The organism is Paraburkholderia sp. C35 (assembly GCF_003121405.1).
In the GTDB taxonomy this organism is placed as follows: domain Bacteria; phylum Pseudomonadota; class Gammaproteobacteria; order Burkholderiales; family Burkholderiaceae; genus Paraburkholderia.
Genome location: NZ_QBUY01000078.1, coordinates 19779 through 42742, shown reverse-complemented (window position 1 = coordinate 42742; position 22964 = coordinate 19779). Strand labels below are relative to the sequence as shown.

Below are 22964 nucleotides of genomic sequence, written 5' to 3'. Positions count from 1 at the left end.
GCGCATCACCCTCTTCAAGCACCCGCGTCTCAGCAAGCCTTACCAGTTCGGCCCAGGCCGCCCAGGTGGCAAACGGTGTGTCGGCTGTCGCGCCGTATGCGCACCACTCCGGACTGAAAAGCAAAGGCGGTGTGTCTTGTAGGATCGCTCGCGTGGGAAGCGCTACGCCCTACACACCGTTTGCCACCTGGGCTGCATATGCGAGTCGCTGTCGCTCGGGACGCTACGGGTGAGTGGAGTGGGGTAGGCGCTTATTCGAAGCGTGAGTAACGAGCATGAAGAAGGGCGATGCTGTGTGAGGGATAGGACCGGTTGGGGGCCCGCAGGCAACAACTAGCACTGGCGGTGTTAGCCCGCTTTCTTTGCTTACTTTCTTTGCGGCGGCAAAGAAAGTAAGTGCCGCCCCGCACAGGGGCAACACTAGCAGACCACTAACAAAAAGCGGATGCCAGCACCGAACGAATCAAAATCCAGACTAACCGCGGAAGCGAAACCAACAACGATCAATACCGCCTGGCAAGCCTCATCCTCATCAACTGCTTAGTCTCCCCATCAACATCATCAGGCAAAAAAAACTCACCACCAACGAGAGCAGCAACCGGCACCCCATCCCGATACAACACGCGATTCCCTGCAACAGCAGGCACTTTATTCCCAGGCAACAACGTGCCGACAAGATTCAACGGATCACTCCCCGCGACACAAACAAACGCGCCATCGTCCGCATGACGACGCACCTCACGCAACAGGGGAATCGCCTCAGGCAACGCAAACTGCTCGCCTGCAAGGCCATTCACAAAACGTCCGCCTCGCACCTGGCCACGCGCCTCGAGCCGCTGATACACGCGCAGCAGATCGCGCCACGGCGGCAACCATTCTGCTTCGCGCTCGAGCAGGCGCCAGAACACAACGCCATATCGCCGCAACAGTGCCATCGCGACATGCTCGATCACTTCGGGCGCGAACGATGCCGCACGCGGTGAAGGTCCGCGAGCCTTCTCCGATCCAACGCCAACGGCACCAACATCAGCCCCAGCAGGCCGCCTCAACAACGCCCACCGCCCCGCATCGTCCATGCCGCCGATCAGCGCGCCCGCACCACGCGGCCGGCGGCTCGGATAGTACGACGCATTGCGTTTTGCCACCGGCTTGAGCAGTGCACGCAAACCCGCAAAACTATCCGAATTCACGAGTCCCGCCGCCACCAGTTCGCCGAGCGCATTCTCCAGTTCCACGCGCAGCAGATGCACATCGCCCGTCAGTTCGTCGAAGAACATCGCGCCACGCTGCGTCAGCGTGTCGAACACCAGTTGCGCTTTCGACGATAACCCCGGCTGATTCGATGTATCGACCAGCGCCGTCCATGCGGGCAGCGCGCGGCGCGGCAATAGCACGATCGGCGTGCTGCGCACCGGGCCGCTCGTGCTGCGCGCGCGATCGGTGAGCCGCATCCAGACGATCTTGCCCGCGCGGCAGAAATCGTCGAGCGAGGTGATCGAATAGTCCTTCAGGCGCGCAGGCAGGATGTCTTCCTCCCACGCGCTCGCCGCCGCCTGAAACCCTTCGAGCTGATCGAGCACGGCGGCCAGTGCGTCGCGTCCTTCGCCGCGTGTGTCGGGTGTAAGACGTTGCCACGCGAACAGGAAGCGCATGAAATCGTGCCGTTCGACCGGCTCGATCTCGCGCCGCAAACGTCGCACCGTATAGCGATGGATGCGCGCGAGCAGATGCCGCTCGCACCATTCTTCGTCGAGTGTGCCAGGCGTGAAGCGGCCGCGCATCACGTAGCCTTCCGCTTCGAGCCGCGTGAGCGCGAGCGCAACGGCGGACGCAGGCAGCGTGAGCGCGCGTGCGATTTCCGCAAGCGGCAGCGGCCCGAAACCCGTCAGCCGCGCGCGCACCACGTCGACCAGTGCATCGTCTTCCGTCCAGCTTTCGTCGAAACCCTTCGGCACGCGCAACGCCGGTTCGACGGGCGCATGTGGATAGATCGCGCGCAGGCACGTCAGGCGCTCGGCGGGCAGCCACAACGCGTCGTGCGGACCGGTCTGCATGCGCGTGGCGTGGCCCGTCGTCGCCAGTTGCGCGAGCCATGCGGGCCAGCCTTCGTTGCGCTGCGCTTCGGCTTGCGTAATGCACGCGAGACCCATCAGTGCTTCGTGCATTTCGTCGGCGGAGCGCACTTGCGGCCACGCTTCTTCAGCGACGCTCGCAATCGCATCGGCATCGAGCGCGCCGAGATCGTCGGCGGATTCGGGGCCGTTCGTGTAACGCCGGTTCAGCACGGCTTGCGTGCGGCGCTCTTCGATGGGCGCGTCGTCGAGAAACGCGTAAGGCTTGGCCGTGAGGATTTCGGCTGCGAGCGGCGAGGGCGCGGGCAGGTCGCGCGACACCAGCGCAATCTGTCCGCTCTCGATCCGCCGCAGCAGCGCGAGCCACGCATCGGCATCCATTGCTTCATGCAGGCAATCGTCGAGTGTCTGATCGACGAGAGGATGACTCGGCAATTCGCGCTCGCCGACGATGTTCTCCAGGCACGCGGCCTGATCGGGAAACACGGTCGCGAGCAGATCGTCGCTGCGCATGCGCTGCAGCGGCGGCGGCGTTTTGCGGCCGCCCGTGTAGCGCGGCAAGGCGAGCGCGGTGGTCGCATTCCAGCGCCAGCGCACGCCGAACAGCGGCGCATCGAGCAGCGCCTGCACGAGCACGTGTTCGGCTGTCGTCGAACGGAGATAGCGCCACACTTCATCAAGCGCGAAGCTGTGCGCGCCCGTCAGCGACAGCACGATCGCATCTTCCGTCGCGGCGGCCTGCAGTTCGAAGTTGAAGTTGCGGCAGAACCGCTTGCGCAGCGCCAGACCCCACGCGCGATTCACGCGGCTGCCATACGGCGTGTGGATCACGAGTTGCGTGCCGCCCGATTCGTCGAAGAAGCGCTCCATCACAAGCGTGTCTTGCGTTGGCAGCGCACCGAGCGCTTGACGTGCACGCGCCAGGTATTCGACGATCTGGCGCGCGGCAGCCTCAGGCAACTGCGTTTGTTCGACGAGCCATGCGATGGCGGGTTCGAGATCGACTGTGGTCGTCGTCGGCTGTGCTTCGATGGTGGCGACACTGTCTTGCGTATAGACGGATGTGACAGCATTTGCAGCAACGCGGTCAGTCGCTTTCACGACGCCCAGCCGCCGCTCGATCTCCGCTCGCAGCCGCGCGACACCCGCCGACAACTCGTCGCTGCGTCCAGGCGCTTCGCCCAGCCAGAACGGAATGTTCGGCGGCTGGCCTTGCGCATCTTCGACGCGCACGCGGCCGCTTTCCACCCGCATGATCCGGTACGACGCATTGCCGAGCTGGAACACGTCGCCCGCGAGACTTTCGACGGCGAAGTCTTCGTTGACCGTGCCGATGTTGAGTCCTTGCGGTTCGAGAACCACCGCGTAATCGGCATTCTCGGGAATCGTGCCGCCCGACGTCACTGCGTAAAGCTGCGCGCCGCGCCGTCCGCGTAGCGTGCCGTTGACAGCGTCACGGTGCACGTACGCGGCGCGCGGGCCGTGACGGCTCGTGTAGCCTTCGGCGAGCATGCGCAGCACGGCGTCGTATTGCTCGCGTTCGAGCGTGGCGTAGGGCGCGGCGTGGCGGAAGCGTTCGAACAAGGCATCTTCGCTCCATTCGGCATTGCAGACTTCGGCGACGATCTGCTGCGCGAGCACATCGAGCGGCGCGCGCGGAATATGCAGCAGATCGAGTTCGCCACGCCGCACGCAATCGAGCAGCGCCGCACATTCGATCAGATCGTCGCGCGACGACGGAAACAGCCGTCCCTTCGGCATGCCGCCCACATGATGGCCCGATCGCCCGACACGCTGCAGGAACGGCGCGATCGCGCGCGGCGAACCCATCTGGCAGACCAGATCGACATCGCCGATATCGATGCCCAGTTCCAGCGAAGCCGTCGCGATCAGCACGCGCAATTCGCCGCGCTTCAGGCGCTGCTCGGCGTCGAAGCGCTGTTCTTTCGCAAGGCTGCCGTGATGCGCGGCGACGGCATCCTTGCCGAGCCGCTCGGTCAGATGCCGCGCGGCGCGCTCGGCCATGCGCCGCGTGTTGACGAACACGAGCGTGGTGCGATGTTGCGCGACCAGTTCGGCGAGCCGGTTGTAGACCAGTTCCCATGCTTCGTTCGACATCTCCGCTTCGAGCGGCACGGGTGGAATCTCCAGCGCGAGATCGCGCTCGCGCACATGGCCGATATCGACGATCGCGCAATCGGCGGACTCGTTGCTTTCAATAGGCGCGCCGCCGACCAGAAAACGCGCGACGGCTTCGATCGGCTTTTGCGTCGCCGACAGCCCGATACGCGGCAGACGCCGCCCGCACAGCGCGTCGAGCCGCTCCAGCGATAACGAAAGATGACTGCCGCGCTTGCCGCCCGCCACCGCATGGAGTTCATCGACGATCACCGTGCGCACGGTCGCAAGCATCTTGCGACCCGAGGCAGAACCGAGCAGCACATACAGCGATTCGGGTGTCGTGACGAGAATATGCGGCGCGCGCTTTTTCAGCGCGTTGCGTTCCTGCTGGGTCGTGTCGCCGGTGCGCACGGCAGTGCGGATTTCGGGCGCGGGCAGGCCGCGTTCGACCAGTTCACGCGCGATGCCTTCGAGCGGTGTCTGCAGGTTGATGCGGATGTCGTTCGATAGCGCCTTCAGCGGCGATACGTAGATCACCAGCGTTTCGTCGGGCAGCGCGCCGCCGTGCGCGAGGCCGTCGCGCACCAGTTCGTCGAGGGCGGCGAGAAACGCGGTCAGCGTCTTGCCCGAGCCAGTCGGCGCGGCCACCAGCGTGTGCCGTCCGCTGCGGATCAGCGGCCATGCGGCGGCTTGCGCGTCGGTGAGCGCGGGGAAGGTCTTCCGGAACCAGCCCGCGACGGCGGGATGGAAGTCGGCCAGCGGATCGGACCGATCTGCGGCAGGGCGTGAGGCGCGAGTCATGACGTCGAAGATGGGGGCGGCGCGCCGCATATCCAGTGCGCCTTCAGCCGTGAAAACGTTAGACCTGTCCAGTCTCGCAGGTTTCGCGCGGTCTTGCTGGTGCTGGTTTGTGGCGACGCAACTACCCGTCACCAACTCCAGCGTGCGCCTGCATCGCCCGTAATGGTACGTTGATGCGCACCGCCCAGATTGGTCAGCCAGCCGGCGGTGACAAACACGCTACCCGAACGCCCGATGCGCGCCACGACGCCCGCGCCGATCTGCGCGGCCGTCTGCCCGATCTGCGTGCCGAGCGCGGTGGCGCCGCCGAACGTCGTCGTATCGTCGCTGCCGAACGTGCGCAGCACGTTCACGCGCAGCCATGGCTGCCAGCGCGTGCCGAATCCGTCGACGTCGCCCGCCACCCGCGCGCCAAGCCGGGCGACAAACGTATCGCCGCTGCTGAACGAGACGTTCGAGACACCGTCGTTCAGATCGCTGATCGACAGATGCTGCCAGATGACTTGCGCCTGCGGTTCGACGGTCACGCCCGCGCCGACGGGCACGGGCAGGCCGCCTTCCACCGATCCCGCCACAGCCGTGCCGTGCGCGGACGCGCCCGTGCCATCTGTCGATTGCGGATCGGCGTGCAGCGAACTGCCTGCGAGCACGGCGTCGGTGTACCAGCCGGACGGGCCGATGTGTGTCCAGTAGCCGCCCAGCGTATAGGCGTTGATGGCGAGATGACCGGCATCGTAGCCCGGCGTGCCGAGCGCGAACCCATCGACGTCGCCGCTCGCGCGCGTGAAGCCTGCGAACAGGCCATAGTGATTGCGATGGCCGTTTTCATTCGAATCGGCGTACAGATCGTGCCCCACCTGCACGCCATAGACGGAGCCATCGAAAGTGGGGCTGGCGTCGCCGTCCTGGCTGATCGTGCTATGTCCGCCCCATGCGCGGCCCCACGCGGCGGGCAGGTTACCCGTCTCCGTCAGCAGCGACTGGTCGCCCTGGCGTTCGTGGAACGAGTCGAGTTGCAGATAGCCGATATGCCGCGCCACGCTGGCGATTTCCGTATAGACAGGCACTTCCGGGCGATATAGCGGAACCGGCGCGGAGCCGGGCGGCGCGCTGGGAAGGGGCGGCGTGCCGGCTGCGAACTCGGGTGTATCGGCCGGGTTCGACGCGGGCGCGACCGTGTTCCTGAGAAACCAGTCGCCCGATGTACCGTCGGTCACGCCGCCTTTCGCCAGGAAGTATTCATACGCGCCGGCCTTGACGGGCGCACCGAGCGTGAATGCGCTGGCGTTCGTGGTGGCGCCGTTCACGGCGTCGATGATCTGGATACCGTTGGCCTGGGGCTGCGCGCCCGAGCCGCCGATGTTCGTCACGCGCAGGCTGGTCGCCCCCGTCGCGCTGCCGCCGTCGATCACCAGCCGGTCCGACGCCGCGCCATCCTGCGCGACAACGGTATTCAGCGCGATCGAGCCGCCTTGTCCGACGTAGTTGCCCGCCACACGCAACTGGTTGCCGACTCCCGATCCGCCGATCCGCACGAGGCCCGCGTTAGCGAGCGAGCCGTTGATCGTGAAGCTGCCGTTCGTGCCTGCCGACGACGATGCAAGTGCGTTCGCCACGGCAATCGTGCCGCTGTTCGCGACCGCGCCGCTCACGCTGCCGTAGCCGCCGAGCGTCGCGCCCGACGCCACGTTCACACCGCCGCCTCCCGTCAGCGCCGCATTGCGATGCGCGTCGTCACCGACGGCGAGCGTGCCTGCCGCGACGTTCGTCGTGCCTGTGTAACTGCTGGCGCCTGTCATCAGCAGCGTGCTGCTGCCCGCCTTCGTGAGCGCGCCGCTGCCGGTGACGGACTGCGCGAGCGTCGTATCGAACGATTGCGTATCGATCGTTCCGCCGCCCGCGTCGAGGGTGATGGCGCGCGTCGCGGCGAGATCGAACGACTGGGTCAGTTGCAGCGCGCCGCCGTCGAAGGCGAGACCGCCCGTGGCGGCCCCGAGCGCATTGTCAGCGCCTGCCGCGAGCGTGCCAGCCGTGACGGTCGTGCCGCCCGCATAGGTATTGCCGGACGCCGACGTGGGCGCGAGCGTCAGCGTTCCCGCGCCGGTCTTCTCGACCGAGCCGGTGCCGGAGATCGTGCCTGCGTAGGTGCCCGCGCCAGTCTGTGCAACCCGGACCACACCGTTGTCGGTCACGTTCGAAGGCAGCGATTGCGCGTTGCCTTGCAAGGTTGCGCCCGCATCGACGAGTCCCGCGGCAGTCGTGCCCAGCGTGCCGGTGACGTTCAGCGTGCCCGTCTGAACATGCGCGAGCGTGAAGGTGCCGCTGCCGGTCCAGTCCCATTGCGCGCCCTGCATCAACAGCGTCTGGAAGTTGGTGAACGCATTCGAGGCCGTACCCGTGCCTTGCAGCGTGACCGTGTTCGAGCCGCCGCCGCCGTCGGCGATGCCGACGATCGACGAGCCGGTTTGCAGGATCAGCGAATTGTTGCCGTTGCCCATCGCGACGGCCGTGCCTGCGTTGCTTTGCAACAGGCCGGCGTTGATGATCGTCGACGCGCCGTTGAGCGTGCGTATGGCTGCGCCATTCTGGCTGACGATGACACCGCCCGCGAGGTTTTCGATAGTGACGGTGAAGCTGGATGCCACGGTGTTCGAGAACACCGCATCGGATCCCGCGCCACTCGAGGTGATCGTCCCCGTGTTGATCAGGTGGTCGGCATTGCCTTGCATGTAGACCGTCACGCTGCCTGTGCCGCTGGTCGATAGCGTGCCGCTGTTGGTAATGGTGCCGCTGCCGCCCAGTATCGACATGGCGCGCGCGTTGCTGCCCGTGGTCGATACGCTGCCCGTGTTGGTCAGCGCGTTGCCCGTCTGACCGACGTTCGTCTGTCCCCATGCCGCCGTCATGCCATACGCGTTGGGTCCCGCGGTGCTGATGGTGCCGTTGTTGACAAGCGTGTTGTTGCTGCCGTTGGCGGCCATGCCGTCGTTGAACGCGCCGCTGGTGGTGATGACGGCGCCTGACGCGGTGGTGAGGGTATTACCGTTGTTCGCGCCGAGCAGTACCGCGCCACGTTGCGTGCCTGTGCTGCCCGAGCCGGACAGCGTGAGATTGCCCGCACTCGTGATGCTGCTCGATGTATCGACGCCATACACGACAGCAGTGGCGGCGCGCGTGAAGTTGCCGCTTGCCGTGTTGTCGACGTCGATGGTGACGTTGGTGGAAGCCGCAGGCGCGACCACTGACGGCACGTTTGCGCCTGAGCAGACGACCGTCGTACCGCTGGCGGGCGGCGTATTCGTGCACGCGGCCACCGCGGGTGTCGAGCACGCACGCGTGAGCAGGATCATGCTGCCGATGCCCAGTTCGACCGACTTCCTCATCCGCATCTCCTGTTAAGGAAACACATTGATCAGTCACCGCATGCATGCGTTTTATAGCATCCCTTACAGCAGGGCAATGAATTGAAATGGATTTACATCGATTGAAAGACTTTTAGCGCGCGTGCAGCGTGGAAATGAAGGCAAACACGAGACAGAAACCCTTGCGCGCGCATCGAGTAGAAGCGCGCGCCGTGCATGAATGCTGCGGTGCGAAAGCGGTACGGACCGTTGGCAACCCACCAGCAGCCTTCACGGGCATTGAGTATGCTGGTGAGTCCAGCACGCTTCATCAGCTTCATCACCCAACGTGGAGTCCTGAACCATGCGATATAACCAGCTTGGCCGCACTGGCGTGTTCGTGTCGGAACTGTGCCTCGGTACGATGACGTTCGGCGGCACAGGTGAAATCTGGCAGCACATCGGCGACTTGCAGCAGAGCGACGCCGAAAAGCTGATTGGCCGCGCGATCGACGCGGGCATCAATTTCATCGATACAGCCGACGTTTATTCTTCCGGCATCTCCGAGCAGATCACCGGGCAGGCGCTGAAAAACCTGAAAATCCCGCGCGATAACGTGGTGGTGGCAACCAAGGTGTTCGGCCAGATGGGTGCTTCCGGGAACGCGCGCGGCGCGTCGCGCTATCACATCATGGACGGGATCAAGGCCAGTCTGCAGCGTCTGCAACTCGACCACGTCGATCTCTATCAGATTCACGGTTTCGATCCTGCTACGCCCATCGAAGAGACGTTGCGTGCGCTCGATACGCTCGTGCAGCACGGCCATGTGCGCTATATCGGCGTATCGAACTGGGCCGCGTGGCAGATCGTGAAGGCGCTCGGCATCTCGGAACGTCTGGGCCTTGCGCGCTTCGATACCTTGCAGGCGTATTACACCATTGCAGGCCGCGATCTCGAACGCGAACTCGTGCCGATGCTAAAGAGTGAAGGCCTGGGCCTGATGGTGTGGAGTCCGCTTGCGGGCGGCCTGTTGAGCGGCAAGTATCAACGCGGCCAGAAGGGCGAGGCGGGCAACCGCCGCGCGACCTTTGATTTTCCGCCCGTTAATCAGGAACGCGCGTTCGATTGCGTCGACGTGATGCGAACCATCGCTGAAGCGAAAGGCGTGTCCGTCGCGCAGATTGCGCTGGCGTGGCTGCTGCATCAGCGCGCCGTGATGAGCGTGATCGTCGGTGCGAAGCGGGTCGAGCAACTCGACGACAACATCGCCGCGACCAAGGTCGAACTGAGCGAGGACGATCTCGCGAAGCTCGACAAAGTGAGCCAATTGCCGTCCGAGTATCCGGGCTGGATGCTGGAACGGCAGGGTGAACCGCGCCGCAAGCAGATCAAGGAGACGCGCTTTGGTTTTCAGGAAGTGGGCAATGCCTGACTGACGCGCAATGCACTTTGGCGCGGCAGATTCACACTGACCGCGCCGAAGCCTGACTTCACTGCAACATAAACGTCTCATACTCCAGCGAATCGAGCTTGCGATCGAGCAGATAAAGACTCGCCAGCACCACGATCAGCAGCGACCCGGCGAACCCGTAACCGTAATAGGCCGGGTTCAGCGACAGCGTAATCGCCGTGAGCACCACGTTCGAGACCACGAACGTGCCCACCAGAAACAGCACGATCTTGCGCTTGTCGAGATAGAAGAACACGTTGATGGTGCCCATGAACACCACCTGCATGCTCGCCGCGATCACGTCGATATACAGCAGCGGCAGGTAAAGCGTGGAAATCTGCAGCCAGTTCAGCAGGATCGTGCCCGCCGCGAACAGCATCATCGCGGCGATGGCCTGCACTTTCATGATCTCCCAGATACCGTTGCGCAGCGCCTCGACCATCGCGTTGCGCATGCGCTCGATATGCTGCAGCGACGCGCCTTCGCGCACGGCATCGTAGAACGCGTCGTAGTATTCGACGAAGTCCGTTTCGATCCGCATCAGGAACACGGCCATGCCCGGAATGATCGCGAGGTACGCGAGAAACACGGGAATGTCGTAGATGATCGACGCATGCAACGGACCGATCACCGGCTGCCCCGTACCAGGCGAATACCAGAACATGAACTTGTCCGCCCAGATGCCGAGGTTGTACAGAAAGCCCGTCAGCATCAGCGAAGGGTAGCGGTACTGCTTGCGGAACATCTCGAACGAAAGGAAATGATCGCTGACGTAATCGCGGTAGATGAGCGCGAGCAGACCCACCAGCAGAATCGTCTGTCCGATCACGAACCCCGACAGCAGACCCGTCAAACCATAGCGGTTCAGCGACAGCGCCGCGATCGTCGTCACCGCATAGCCGATGAAGAACACCACGATGATCGACATGTACTGCTTCATGCCCGACAGGAAGATGGTCGCGATCCAGATGTTGCCCATCACGACAAAGCCCGCCAGCATCAGCAGCCGGTACGCGGCCGTCTGCTGCGGAAACAGGAACACGACAGCAAGCCCGCCGAGCACCGTCGAAGCCGCCGTAACGATGAACATCACCGCATGAAAATTCGGCAGCACGAGATCGCGGCGCTTTTCGAACAGCCGGTCCGACGTGAAGCGCGTGTACGCAAGCTGCAACGGTCCCGGCAGCACCAGCGAGAGCGAAATCAGATAGGGGACCGACACCTGGAACTGCGTGATCAGGCCGGTAGGCAGCACGAACGGAATGCTGAGCACGCCGATCAGCAGAATGCCGACGATCGACAGCACCCACGGTCCCGCGCCGATCAGGCCCGCATACGTATAAGCCTGCATCAGCCCCAGCAGCGTGTTGCGCCGGAGCATCTTGCGCAGTTCGAAACCAATCCCTGCCATGGTCGCGTGCTCCCGTTCAGTGAGGCATCGGCATCGGAAGATCGGCTTCCGTTGCGGGTGGATCGACGAGATCCGTTTGCGACGTAAGCCGCGCGTACAGGTCGCGATACGAGCCGACCATCTGTTCCTGCGTGTAGTAACGCTCGACGCGCGCAATGCCCGCCTGTTGGGCGCTATGCCAGTTGTCCTCGTCCAGCAGATCGAGCGCGGCTTCGGCGAGCGCGCGCGGATCGGCGATCTGCACCACGCGGCCAGCAGCACCGAGCGCGGCATCGTCGCCATCGAGGCCATAGATCAATTGGCGGCACGAACCGACATCCGTCGTCACGGACGGCACACCTGCCGCGAAACCTTCCAGCACCACCAGCGGCAACGCTTCCGAAATCGAACTGAGCACCAGCACGCCGCATTTCGGCAGCAGTTCGTCGATCTTCTGGAAGCCGAGAAACTTCACCTTGTCCTGCAAGCCGAGGCTTTCCACCAGCGCATGACACTCAGCCGCATACGAAGGATCTTCGTTTTCCGGGCCGGCGATCCATGCTACCGCTTCGGGCATGCGGCGCACCACGGACAGCATCGCGCGGATAAATGTCTTGATGTCCTTGATGGGCACCACGCGGCCAATCAGGCAGAGCGTCTTCGGCACACCGGCTGCGCGCTGTGTGCGCAGCGGGGCGAGCTTCGGCAGATTCACGCCGTTCGGAATGTTGGACGTCTTCGCTTCAGGCGCGCCGTCGATGATCTGCCGGCGGCGATTGCCTTCGTACAGCGCGATGATGTCTTCTGCGGAGTCGTAGCACACATGGCCGAGCGTTTCGAAGAAACGCACCCACAGGTCGCGGAAATAGCCGATCTGCGACACGTCGCGTTCGAAGATGCTGCGGTTGTCGCGAATCCATTCGCTCTGGAACAGATCGATCTTGCGTTCCTTCGTGTAGATGCCGTGCTCCGACACGAGCAGGGGCCGCGCATAGCGATAGCGTGCCAGCGCGCCGAGAAAGCCCGCATAACCCGTCGAGACGGTATGGAACATCTTCACGCGCGGCAGGCCCTCGGCGATCTTCGCGAGTTGCCACAGCGGCTTGTGCATGATGCGCACGGTCCAGAAGTAATCGACGAACGACGGGTCCGTGCAGAACTGCCGGTACTGGTCGGTAAGATACTGCCAGGCTTCCTTCGAATAGAGAAACGCGTCTTCGCCCAATGCGCCGCCGGGGCGCAGATCCTTCAGCATGTCCTTGAGCATGCGGCCCGCTGCGTGGCGCATGGCGGGGTTGCGCAACGATTCATGCAGATCCGCCGAGCGCATGAACGCCGACGAATCGCCGCGCTGCTTCTGCACCAGCGGCGGCGGCGCGAAGTCGTACAGATAGTGGTTCTCCAGATGCACGACGTTGTCGGGCAACGTGTACTGCATCTTCGGATAATCCTGCGGACGGCTGCCGAGAAAGCACAGCGCGAACGAATAGTCCGGAAACGCGCGGATAATCTGGTTGACCCAGCTCGACACGCCGCCGCTCACATACGGAAACGTGCCTTCGAGCAGCAGGGCAATATCGGCGGACTCCGCGTGCGGCAGGGATGGCGCTTTCGATGAAAACATGAGGGCAGCCTCAGGTGGAGCGGGATGGCGCGGCGGCAGGGCCACGCGGTTTCCAGAAATCGAGTACGGCGGACAGCGTGGGCGTCGCCGCGCGGCTGTCCATTTCGGCGAGCAGCTTGCGCACGCGCGCGAAATCGCGGCGCAGGTAGGACGTTTCCGCAAGCCACGGCAGCATGCGCTCGCGCGGAAAACCGCAGTCGATCGCACGTTGCAGCATCATGTCCGCACCGTCGAGATCGCCGCGTGCAATCGCAAGACGGCCGCGCAGACGCCAGAGCGCGGCATCCTTGGGATCATGTTCGAGCGCGGCGGCAGCGAAGCCGTCGGCCTGATCGGCGGCATTGCGGTACACGTCGCCTGTGACGAGGTTTTCGTAGATCAGTTCGCTATAGAGTTGCGCGAGCGTGCGGTTCGCATGGGCGCGCTCAGCGTTGCTCAACCCGGGATGCAGTTTTGCATCGAGCTTCGGACGTTCGACGAGAATCTGCTGCGTGAGCACTTTCTCGCGATTGTCGAGAATGCCGTAGGCAAGCAGACGAATATCGTCGAGGGGATCGGCGAGCATGCCTTGCAGCAGCGGTGACACGGTGCGCGCGGGCATCGATTGCATGGCGAGCAGCGCAGTCATGCGGAACGACGTGCCCGCTTCCGAGTTCTGCAATTCCGCCTTCAATCGCGCGCCGCGCCCATATGACACGGTGCCGATCAGATTCGCCGCGAACTCCGGTTCCTCGACCAGCACGATAGGCAATTGCGCGCGCGGCCGCGGCAACACGGCAGCAATGGCAAGCGCGCCGATCGAGCAAAGTATTCCGCCGACCGGCACCGCAAAGTTGAAGAACCACAGCCATACGAGCAGCCCTACATGCGGCCGCCGGTAACGCATCGGCATTAGCAATGTCAGACCGAGCGAGGTGGCGAGCGCGGCACAGGCCTGCATGAGCAGACACAGCAGCAGCGTTTGCGTGTTCAGCTGCGCGGCGGCCTGCAACGTGGCGACGTCGATCGTGACGAGACCGCCGAGCCATTCGGCGGACGTATCCGGTGCGCTGCGCGTGGCGATCAGCAGGACGACGCACTGCAACGCGAGGCCGAGCACGACCAGAACGACGCCCGCCAGTCTGGCGAGAGGTCGCGTGGGCTGGCCGCGTCGCGCCACGGCGGCGTCAGAAGCGGACATCGCAGCGCTCCAGCAGACGCCGCAACGCGGCGCCGGGTTCGTCGGCGGGTACGGCCATCGAATGCACGGCGACGCGCGCGGCTTCGAAATCGACGCCATACTGCGCGCGCAGATTTTCTTCGATCCGCAACAGATAACCATCCACTGCGCTATCGCCGGATAGCGGCATCAGCGTCAGCACCACGCGATGACGTTCGTCGCGCAGCGGCCATTGCACGTCTAGCGCGCGGCGTGTGCGCAGCACGTGTTCGTAGAGCGTCGTGCTGCGTTCGTCGTTATGAAACACCAGCGCGACAATCGACGAACGCACCTGCGTATCGCGCTGCAGATGCACGAGCCGCGCGTAATCGAGGGCGAACGTATGCGGGCAGGTGGGGAACGCGCCGAGCGTATCGCGCGTAATGACGGCGTGCTGCACGCCGTCCGCATAGAAGTTGCACAGCACCAGCAGGAGCTGCAGGTTGTCGCGCGTGAGCGCGAGGAACGGCATCCGTTCGACAGCCAGCACGCCGACGGGATTCTTCTGCGCGTCGATCAGCGGCACCACCACGACATAGCGGCTCGCCGACATGTCCTGATTCGTCTTCGATTCGACATGCACCAGCGTGCGGGTATCGAGCGCTTCGCGCACGAGCGGATCGTCCGGCTCGAACGCCGAAGGCGCGCCGATCGATGCAGCGGCAGTTGCCGACGGCTTGCCGCTACGCCACGCATGCACGCTCGCGCTTTCGATCTGGCAAGCCTGGGCGGCGGCTTCGAGAAACGGCTGCGCGCCACGCAGATCCACTAAGCCGTGCTGCGCGTCCGTCGGCTCCTGATTGAGCACCACCGTGCGCAGGCGCGCAAGCGAATCGCGCAACGTAGCAGGACGCCCGAGCAGATCCTGTTCGAGCCGTTCGTGCGAGATGCGCAGCATGAACTGATTGCGCGTGAGGATCGACAGGCGCTCCGCGAGGTAGTCGTTAGCGACGCGGCCTTGCCGCAGGCGCGTGATCCAGATATCGCCGAATTGCCCGCACAGCATCGTGATGACGAAGCCGCCTAGGAAGAAGCTCACGGGAAAGAGCCGCGCGCCCGGTGGCTCCATCAACGCACGGGCGAACGAAATGGGCGCGGCCGCGTTGCTGGTGTCGGGGTAGAGCACATACCAGGAACCCAGCAGGATCAGCCCGGAAACCACGCCTGCAATGGTGCCGTAACGCAGCGCGATCACGAGCGGCACGATCCAGACCCAGCCGAAGCCGCTCTGGACCAGAAGCGGATCGGAGTGGTCGAAGGCCCAGCAGATCGCCACGGCGGCGAGCGTCGCGACGATCGTCTCCAGTGCGGCAATAGTGCGGCGGCGCGCGGAGCCGCGCGGCGGCGCGATCACGCGCGCCCACCAGGAGCCCCCGCCGACGCTTTGCGCCTGACGGCGTCTGTGCCGCCCGCGCGCGGCGGCGTGTTCGTTAGCCTGCGTGTTCATGGCGTTCGCCTTAAATCGAACCCAGCTTCGATGATAGTCATGCCGAGCAGGGTGTGCTTCACTGCGCGAGCGGCGAGAGCAGGGCGCGTTCGAGCTTCTGCGCAACGCCCGACACGGCGTCGCGGCTCCAGCCGGTGCGGCTACCCGTGCCTGTCCACACCACCTTGCCCGTCTGCACGTCGATCACGTCGAAGGTTAGCCCCACGGCCGGCTCGCCGTCCACGCCGACCTTGTAGCGCCATTCGTTGACGGCACCCGACAGCGCGTAGCGTGCGTTCTGCTGGCGCGCCCAGTTCAGCGCGTTCTGCTGCGCGTCGGGCTTGGCGGCGTCGAACAGCGTTTCGTCGTCGGCGCTCGCGGGGTAGCGCGACAGATTGGTGTAGCCATACGATGCCAGCAGGCTTTGCGCAATCGATGCCGCGCGCTGGCCCGCTTGTGGCGTCTCGGTGTTGTTCGCAATCGGCAGGATCGCGACGCTGTCGCCTTTGCCGATCGTGGGCGGCGCGCTGCGGTCGACGACGGCGCAACCCGCGAGCGTGAGCGCCATCAACGCCAGCGCCGCAGCGCCTGCGCGAATGTTCTTGCTTTGGTCCATGTCGTTCTCCTCAAAGACTCTTCAATACTTCAATACAGGTAGCGATAGCGCACGCCGACTTCTTTCACCGACGTCGAATGATTCGACGAAACACCCTGATACGCGCCGTACAGCAGCATCTGATCGTTGCCGAACACGCTGCCGACGAGGCCCAGTTCCGCCTGACCCGACCAGCCCGCGCGCGAGTCGCGGATCGGGCCGCCTGCGAACATCGGCCGCCAGCCCTTCGAATACTGGTCGGGCAGATCGTCGCCGAACGAGAAAAGCAGGCCGCCTTGCGTAAAGGTCTGCGGCATGAACGACGCGGCCGTGAGCGGTGTGTTCTGCGGCAGCAGTACCGCGAGGCGGTCGCCCGGCGTGCCCGTCGCGTTGTACTGGCCGTGCGCGAATACGGCGCGGATCGTGTAGTCGGGGTAATCGGCCTTGATCTTGTAGCCGATGTTCGCTTCGACGAGACTGCCGTTGCCGAGATACGAGCGGTCCTGGCCATGAAAGCGCGCGTATTCGTAGCGCGCGCCGCCGAACCAGTGCGGATCGAGCCGGTAGTTGAAGCCCAGCGACGCGAGATCTTTGGTGCCGCCCACCGTCAGTTGCGTCGATTCCGTCGCGGCCTGGTTGTAGCCGAGCGCATAGGTCAGCGTGAGGCTCGGCGTGACGTTGTACGTGCCTTCGACGCGCGCCGTCGTAAAGTCTTCGAGCGCATTGCGGCGGCCCACCGTGACGTGCTCTTCGTCGTATTGGCCCTTGTGGCCGTAGATCGCTTCGGCAAGCCGGTCGTGCTTCGGCGCATATGCGAGTTGCGAACCGTCCACCGTCTGGTCGCGCTGCATGTAGCGGAACTGCAGGTTCTGCGACGGCGTGAGGCGCACGCTGCCCGTCGCCGATTCTTCCGTGAAGCGCAGCGATCCCTGATCGACGTAACGGAACGCGCCCGCCAGCGCCTGCGCGTTGGTCAGCAACTGTTCGCGCGCCATCGCCTGCATCACTTCGTCGTTCGGTTCGCGTGTCAGCGATTCGAACGCGCTGGTTTGCGCGGCGGAGGTGCGGCCCGTCAGCGCCTGTGCATCGACGCGGTTCTGGCGCGGCACGAGATCGGGCAGCGTGTCGAGCAGACGCGACAGTTCGTTGACGTCACCGTCGTTGATCGCGAGTTGCGCTTCGGCATAAATGGGACGCTGGCTATCGTCGATGTACTGCTTTTCGAGCCATGCGCGTTCCATGTCGGACGCGTCTTCGTTTTGCGCCCACGAAATAGCCGCTTCGCGTGCAATCGACGAATACAGCCGCTGTTGCTTGCGGATTTCTTCCTGCTTCGCCTTGGGCAACAGGCCGATGTCGCCGAGTTCGGAGGTGGCCGGTTGCGTCTCGCCCGCACCGTTGCGATCGGCGCGCAACATGTCGATCAGCACCGCGCGCGAGCGGTCGCCGTTGTCATAGAGTTGCGTGAGGGCGACGAAGCGGCCACGCAAGTCGTCCTGCTCCGCGGGCGGCAGCGGCGTGGCGTGCGACGGATCGCGACGGCGGCGCGCCAGTTCGAGCCACACCTGTTTGCGCACGCGCCACGCTTCGTCGACGCGGCCGCTCAGTTCCAGTGCGTCGGCGAACGTGAGGCGCCACAACAGGCTTTGTTTGGCATCGGCGGCCTGTTTGTGCAGATAGTGCAGCGCGCGGCGGCCATCGCCGAGACGCAGCCATGCCGCGCCGTACGGTGCCCACAGTTGCGGATCGGTTTCGGCATCGCCTGCATGGCTGCGCAGTGCCGCGAGCAGCATCGCATCGGTGCCGCGTTCGTTCAAGGTCCAGATGTAGGCGGCGCGCGCTTCCGAGTTGTTCGGATCGAGTGCCACGGCGCGCTGGATGTCGCGCAATGCGGCGTCGTTTGCGCCCGTTTGCCGCTCGTATTCCGCACGCGCAAGCAGGAACGCCGACGATTGCTCGGCCACCTTCAACTGTTCCGGCGTCAACGAGGCGAGCAGGATACGGATGCGGCCCCACGCATGCGCACGCTGATAGCCATACAGCGCTTCCGACAGCATGCGCGGCGGGCCGCCATGACGGTACGCAGTTTCAGCGAGACGCCCGGCGTCGAGCGGCGAATCGTTGAAGAAGTTGGACATGACCTCATAGTCTTGCGAGTCGGCCTTGCCGCCCGCAATCAACTGGCGATAGCCGAGGCGCGCGTCGCGGGCGTTCTGGTTCGAATCGGCGAGCAGCGAATAGAAGCGCCAGAATTCATCGTTCGACGCAGGTGCGCCGCGCTTCGCTTCGTTCATCGCCGCGAGTGCCGCGTCGAATTGCGTGCGTGTGTACAGCATCGTGCCGATCTTCAGCCCATAGTTGGCGTTCGGGCCGTACTCGCGTTCGAGGTTCTGCCATGAGCGCAGCGCGAGTTCGTCGTCGCCTTTGCGTTCGGCAACCTGCGCGTAACGCTCCATCGCCTGGCGGCGCAACGGGCCGTTGAAGCGTGTTTGCAGGAAGTGCAACGCCGAGTCGGGATCGGCGAGACGTTCGTACGAGAACACCACGGCGTCGAGCAGCTTCAGATTGCCAGGCTGCTCGTCCGCCTGATGCAGCGTGACGGCGAGCATCGCCGTGTTGTCGTTCAGGCCGGGCGCGAGACGTGCCACCTTTTTCCAGTCGTCTTCCGTGCCGCGCATCTTCGCAATCACGACGTAGTTTGCAAGCGCGATGTCCTGACGCCGGTTCCATTCGGCCACCTGCGCGAGACGCTCGCGCCACGCGACGGACTGCGGATCGCGATCGACCGCCGTCTGCGCGATGCGCTGTGCGTTCGCGACATCGCCATTGGCGAGGAACACCTTGTACGCAAGCTCGAAGTCGGACGGCGCCGCATCGCTAGGGAGCGCGGCAGGCGCGGCGGCAGACCCCGCGCCGGACGCAGCGGGAGACACCGCAGGCACGGCGGCCGCGATGCGAACCACGTGCGCGGCGTTGCCGGCATTCGACGACGCATCGAGGGCGCGCCGCAGAATCGCGCCACGCGAAGCGAACGGTCGATACCACGCCGCGCGCAGCCACACGCCGCGCGCCGTGCGACGCTCGATCACGCCCGAATCCGCCGGGCGCTTCGGCGCGAACGAGGCACGCCGCGCGAATGCCATGTCGTGATCCAGCGCCGACATCTTCATCAGCTTCTTGACGTACTTCGATGCGAGATCGGGCCGTCCCGCCGCCAGCGCGAGGTTCGCCAGGAAGCGCAGGGTGGTGGGGTCGTCGGCGAGATCGCCGATGTGCTGATCGGCGGCCTGCATGGTGGCCGCCATGTCGTTGCCCGATTGCAGCGCACGCAATCCGGCGATAAACGCGGCACGTTTGTCGTCGAGCGTAGTGGCCTGCGCCTGCACGGCGAACCAGGCGTCGGCGGCCGCGCGATGCTGCTGGTTGCCAAGCTGGGTCTGCGCGAGCGCGGCCAGCCACTCGCCTGCATGCTGCGGATCGGATTTCGACAGCAGTGTGTAGTAACGCGCAGCGAGGTCGTTGTCGTTCAGGCCGCGCGCCTGCTGCGCGAGCATCGTCAACTGCTCGACGTCCCATTTGTAGTCGAACGCTTCGTGCAGCAGCGCATCGAGTTCGTGGAGGCGGGCGGGCCGCGCGGGATCGTCGGGTTTGAGCGCGTAGAGACGTTGCTGCGCGAGCGCGATGCGAATCGCCATGGCGCTTTGCCGTGCATTCGCATCGCCGGAACGCGACAGGCGGTCGAGGATACGCGTCGCATCGGAAATGCGCTGGCCCTTCAGATACTCGCGGGTGAGTTCGGAGAGCACTTCGGCGTTGTTCGGATCGACGCGCAGCCAGGCTTCCAGATAGGCGATCGTGAGGCCGTCGACGTTCGCGCCTTCGAGCAGCCGCGACTCGATTTTCTCGCGCGGAAAGGCGAGCGCGAGCATCACGCCGACCAGCAGGCCGAGCACGAGAATCACAGCGGGCGAAAAGAGCCGCTGACGGTCAGGATGCGCAGGCGACGTCGACATGCAGTTCGTGATAGCCGTTGGCGTTGCTGTTCTCGGGGCGTTTCGTCACGCGGCAGGCGCCGGCGTTGGCGAGACGGAACATGGGTGCGACGTGCGAGCGCAGATCGAAAGCGAAACCGTTGCGGGTGCGCGTGAAGTGATCGAGCATGCCGTTGGCTTCGGCAAGATAAGGCACGCGGCGGGCAGCGGATTCGTCGATCACCGCGAAGCGCGCCATGCCGTCGCCTGTCAGATGCACATACGTGCCGCCCGGTCCTGGCAGATAGCCTGCGACACCCGTCGCACCCGACATGTCGGGCACTTTGCCGACGGGCAGCCGCACAGTGCGCAGATTCGACTCGTTGCGCACGACCCACATATTGGTGCCCGGCTCCTGCGCGATGCTGGTGTCGAGCCAGTCGAGCACCTTGCGCGCGTATTCGGACGTGAAGACGGGCGTGACGGGCTGCTTGAGGACCGTGTCGAAGATCTCCTGCAGCGCTTTCATCGACGCGTACTTCGTGCCTGTGAACATGTGGTAGTAGATGTCCATCGGCTTGAAGCGGATTGGCTTGTCGGTCATCGCGAAGGTTTCGAGCACGCGCGAGAAGCCATAGAACGGTCCGTGCCAGAGATCTGTATACAACTCTTCGTTCTGGTTGGGCGCGAAGATCTGGAAGTAGCCGTTCTTCATCACGCCGAGTGGCGCAATGGCTGCCCAGCTCGGAAAGCTCTTCGTGATCAGCGTGTCGCCGCCGTTCAGGTTCAGCACGCCCGCTTCATAGGCGGCCTTGAGCACGGGCGAGGGCACCTGGCAGTCGCCGCTCCACAACACCATCTTCACCGGCTTCGACGTAGGCGCGATCTTGCTGTCGATATAGTTGATCGAGCCGCCGATTTCACGGTCGATGTTGAAGTGGTAGCCGGGGATGTCGATGGACAGGCCGCTGCTGTTGGTCTGGCTGCTGCCTTCCGTGGGTGTATCGCGCGTGTCGGCCACGCCGAGGCCGGTGACGCGCATCCACTGCAGCGGGTGCGTGTAGGTATGCGTCGCCACTTCGACGTTCGGTAATTCGAAAATCTTCTTGCCGATGTCCCGCAGATGCGGCGCAAAACTCTTGAACGGACCTTCGTCCGACACTTCGCCTTCGATTAGCGAGACGGTGGTGGGCATGCCCGAATCGCGCAGCAGCGCATAGAGCATGTCGCCCGAGTACTGCGGCGTGATGTCGGTGTTGGCCGGCACATAGTTGGTGTACTCGGCGCGCGACGCAAACCCGTCACCGTCGATATGCGACATCAGCAGGCGCCGGCCATTTTCAGTGGTCGTATCCGGCACGGGCATGTCGCTGTTCAGGCGCAGCGCGGCGCGCAGAAACTCGATAGGTTGCGTGACCCAGCGCGCCTGATTGACGGCATCGAGCTCGTACACGCCGAACGGGCGCATCGCAAAGCCGCCCCAAGGCGTGATGCCCGCGCCGTCGATCACGAAGTCGCCCGAGCGCAGCCGCAGCAGCGAGCGGCTATGCGGGCCGACGCGGATCGGTGTGAAATCGCGTGCGAGGGGATGCGGCTTCATTTCGAAGCCCATCATCTTCGGATCGTAGGTTTGAACGTCGAGCTTGCCGTTCACCGGCGCGCCTGCCACGGTTTCGAGGTCGAGCTTCTTCGCGAGATCGCCGTCCATCGGCGTGCCGAAGGTGGTGAACACGGCAATGGGCATCTTCGCGTCGACCTGTGCCGTCAACCAGTCGCGGTATGCCTTGCTGTTAGGCACCTGACCTTCGAGCCACAACACGATACCCGCATAGCGGTCGCGCAGATCGCCTTCGGGCATCGGGTCGCGCGCATCGCGATAGTCGATCCGGTAGCCGAGGTAATTGAGCGGCATGGCCAGAAAACGCACGCCGGGCGACACGTTCAGATCCGTGCGCGCCGGCGGATCCTGGATCACCAGAATGCGCCGCTTGACGGGCTGCACGGCACCGACGCCCATGGTCGCCAGCGCGCCGTCCGTGACATACGGCACGATGCCTTGCGCCTTGATCTTCGCGACGGCGTCCTGCTGGCAGGCGTGATCGGCGGGCGGGCAATAATCGATGGAGATGACGGGCAGATGGTATTGATCACGCACCGTTCTGGCCTGGTCGAGCAGCCACGTGCGGTCCTGTTCGGACACGTCGGTATAACGTTGCTGCGCCTGGTCCCAGCCGCGATACAGCGACTCGAACGCCACCGCATAGACGAGGTCGTGCACTTGCGGAAGGATCTCGAACCCGCGGTTGAAGATCAGTTTCGCGTCCGGGTAGCGCGCCTTGATCGCGCGAATCACATTCGCGAGACCTTGCGTTTGCCGCGCGCGGGCTTCATCCGTCTTTGCAACGAGTTGCCACGAATCCATCGTGTCGAGAAAGAAGCCGCGATAGCCTTTGTCCCACAGTGGCTTGATCACGTGATCGACAAAGAACGCAGGCCACTCCGGCTGGCTTTGATCGACGACACGCGAGGCCCACGCTTCATTGCTTCCTGCCAGCCAGTTCTTGGGAAGATCGGCGTAATAGCTGCGCGAAGGCAGAACTTCGCCCACGCTCGCATAAGCGAACCATTTGGTATGCGGCAGGCGGTGAGCTAGCGGATCGAAGCCGCTTTCGGGTTCGACGACGGCGGCATCGAATGCGGAGAGCATTTCGACAGGCGGTGTCTTACCGTAATAGAGCGCAAATGACGGCTGTGTGACGGTTTGCGTAAGATCATCGGCCAATGCGTAATGCACGGGTAATACCAGTGCAATAGCGAGGACGCTTTTAGTACAGGTTAGCGCAACCGCGTTCCGCATGCGTGCATTGCAAAGCACCCATGCTGGCATTCGGAGGAATGCGCAAAAGAATTCCCTGAAATAACGATGCAAGTCGCTTAGCGTCATTGACCGAAAGTGTTCTGCTAAAGAGTACTGG

The 22964-nt window shown here is 64.1% G+C and carries 11 protein-coding genes; 1 reads left to right on the top strand and 10 read right to left on the bottom strand.

Going from position 1 to position 22964, the window contains the following annotated elements:
• Positions 1 to 503 precede the first annotated feature (503 nt).
• From DK391_RS31830 to DK391_RS31820, 3 genes are all read right to left on the bottom strand, one after another.
• A complete protein-coding gene (locus tag DK391_RS31830) occupies positions 504 to 5024 on the bottom strand; it encodes a DEAD/DEAH box helicase (protein ID WP_109481982.1) in 4521 nt (1506 codons plus the stop codon).
• Between the two features lie 98 nt (positions 5025 to 5122).
• The gene (locus DK391_RS31825; protein ID WP_239483004.1) at positions 5123 to 8377 is read right to left on the bottom strand and encodes an autotransporter outer membrane beta-barrel domain-containing protein; all 3255 of its coding nucleotides are present in this window, start codon (positions 8375 to 8377) and stop codon (positions 5123 to 5125) included.
• A 92-nt stretch (positions 8378 to 8469) separates the two neighbouring features.
• A complete protein-coding gene (locus DK391_RS31820; RefSeq protein ID WP_109481981.1) occupies positions 8470 to 8676 on the bottom strand; it encodes a hypothetical protein in 207 nt (68 codons plus the stop codon).
• A 23-nt stretch (positions 8677 to 8699) separates the two neighbouring features.
• Between DK391_RS31820 and DK391_RS31815 the strand changes: the two genes are divergently transcribed.
• Complete coding sequence (locus DK391_RS31815) at positions 8700 to 9767, top strand: aldo/keto reductase (protein WP_109481980.1); 1068 nt, start codon at positions 8700 to 8702, stop codon at positions 9765 to 9767.
• 58 nt (positions 9768 to 9825) lie between these two features.
• On the opposite strand, the gene pelG is transcribed toward DK391_RS31815, so the two are convergent.
• The 7 genes from pelG to DK391_RS31780 are packed head-to-tail and all read right to left on the bottom strand — an operon-like array spanning position 9826 to position 22771.
• A complete protein-coding gene (pelG, locus tag DK391_RS31810; RefSeq protein ID WP_109481979.1) occupies positions 9826 to 11196 on the bottom strand; it encodes an exopolysaccharide Pel transporter PelG in 1371 nt (456 codons plus the stop codon).
• A gap of 16 nt (positions 11197 to 11212) precedes the next feature.
• Positions 11213 to 12799 (bottom strand): GT4 family glycosyltransferase PelF, encoded by a 1587-nt coding sequence (pelF, locus tag DK391_RS31805; RefSeq protein WP_109481978.1) that lies wholly within the window; start codon positions 12797 to 12799, stop codon positions 11213 to 11215.
• Positions 12800 to 12809: 10 nt separating this feature from the next.
• Positions 12810 to 13979: a sugar ABC transporter permease gene (locus DK391_RS31800; protein WP_109481977.1), complete on the bottom strand. Its 1170-nt coding sequence runs from the start codon at positions 13977 to 13979 to the stop codon at positions 12810 to 12812.
• A complete protein-coding gene (locus DK391_RS31795) occupies positions 13966 to 15444 on the bottom strand; it encodes a PelD GGDEF domain-containing protein (RefSeq protein WP_109481976.1) in 1479 nt (492 codons plus the stop codon). The genes DK391_RS31800 and DK391_RS31795 overlap by 14 nt, the downstream gene beginning before the upstream one ends.
• 58 nt (positions 15445 to 15502) lie before the next feature.
• Positions 15503 to 16039, bottom strand: a complete 537-nt coding sequence (locus DK391_RS31790; protein WP_109481975.1) for a penicillin-binding protein activator LpoB — start codon at positions 16037 to 16039, stop codon at positions 15503 to 15505.
• Between the two features lie 29 nt (positions 16040 to 16068).
• Positions 16069 to 20031 carry a tetratricopeptide repeat protein gene (locus DK391_RS31785; RefSeq protein ID WP_109481974.1) on the bottom strand — a complete coding sequence of 1321 codons (3963 nt, stop codon included), beginning with the start codon at positions 20029 to 20031 and terminating at the stop codon, positions 16069 to 16071.
• Positions 20006 to 22771, bottom strand: coding sequence for a bifunctional glycoside hydrolase 114/ polysaccharide deacetylase family protein (locus tag DK391_RS31780; RefSeq protein WP_239483003.1), 2766 nt, complete (start codon positions 22769 to 22771; stop codon positions 20006 to 20008). The genes DK391_RS31785 and DK391_RS31780 overlap by 26 nt, the downstream gene beginning before the upstream one ends.
• Between the last annotated feature and the right edge of the window lie 193 nt (positions 22772 to 22964).

Excerpts from the sequence above, each read along its gene's own strand:
- DK391_RS31830 (WP_109481982.1), bottom strand. The coding sequence starts at position 5,024 with ATGCGGCGCGCCGCCCCCATCTTCGACGTCATGACTCGCGCCTCACGC.
- DK391_RS31825 (WP_239483004.1), bottom strand. The coding sequence starts at position 8,377 with ATGAGGAAGTCGGTCGAACTGGGCATCGGCAGCATGATCCTGCTCACG.
- DK391_RS31820 (WP_109481981.1), bottom strand. The coding sequence starts at position 8,676 with ATGAAGCTGATGAAGCGTGCTGGACTCACCAGCATACTCAATGCCCGT.
- DK391_RS31815 (WP_109481980.1), top strand. The coding sequence starts at position 8,700 with ATGCGATATAACCAGCTTGGCCGCACTGGCGTGTTCGTGTCGGAACTG.
- pelG (WP_109481979.1), bottom strand. The coding sequence starts at position 11,196 with ATGGCAGGGATTGGTTTCGAACTGCGCAAGATGCTCCGGCGCAACACG.
- pelF (WP_109481978.1), bottom strand. The coding sequence starts at position 12,799 with ATGTTTTCATCGAAAGCGCCATCCCTGCCGCACGCGGAGTCCGCCGAT.
- DK391_RS31800 (WP_109481977.1), bottom strand. The coding sequence starts at position 13,979 with ATGTCCGCTTCTGACGCCGCCGTGGCGCGACGCGGCCAGCCCACGCGA.
- DK391_RS31795 (WP_109481976.1), bottom strand. The coding sequence starts at position 15,444 with ATGAACACGCAGGCTAACGAACACGCCGCCGCGCGCGGGCGGCACAGA.
- DK391_RS31790 (WP_109481975.1), bottom strand. The coding sequence starts at position 16,039 with ATGGACCAAAGCAAGAACATTCGCGCAGGCGCTGCGGCGCTGGCGTTG.
- DK391_RS31785 (WP_109481974.1), bottom strand. The coding sequence starts at position 20,031 with ATGTCGACGTCGCCTGCGCATCCTGACCGTCAGCGGCTCTTTTCGCCC.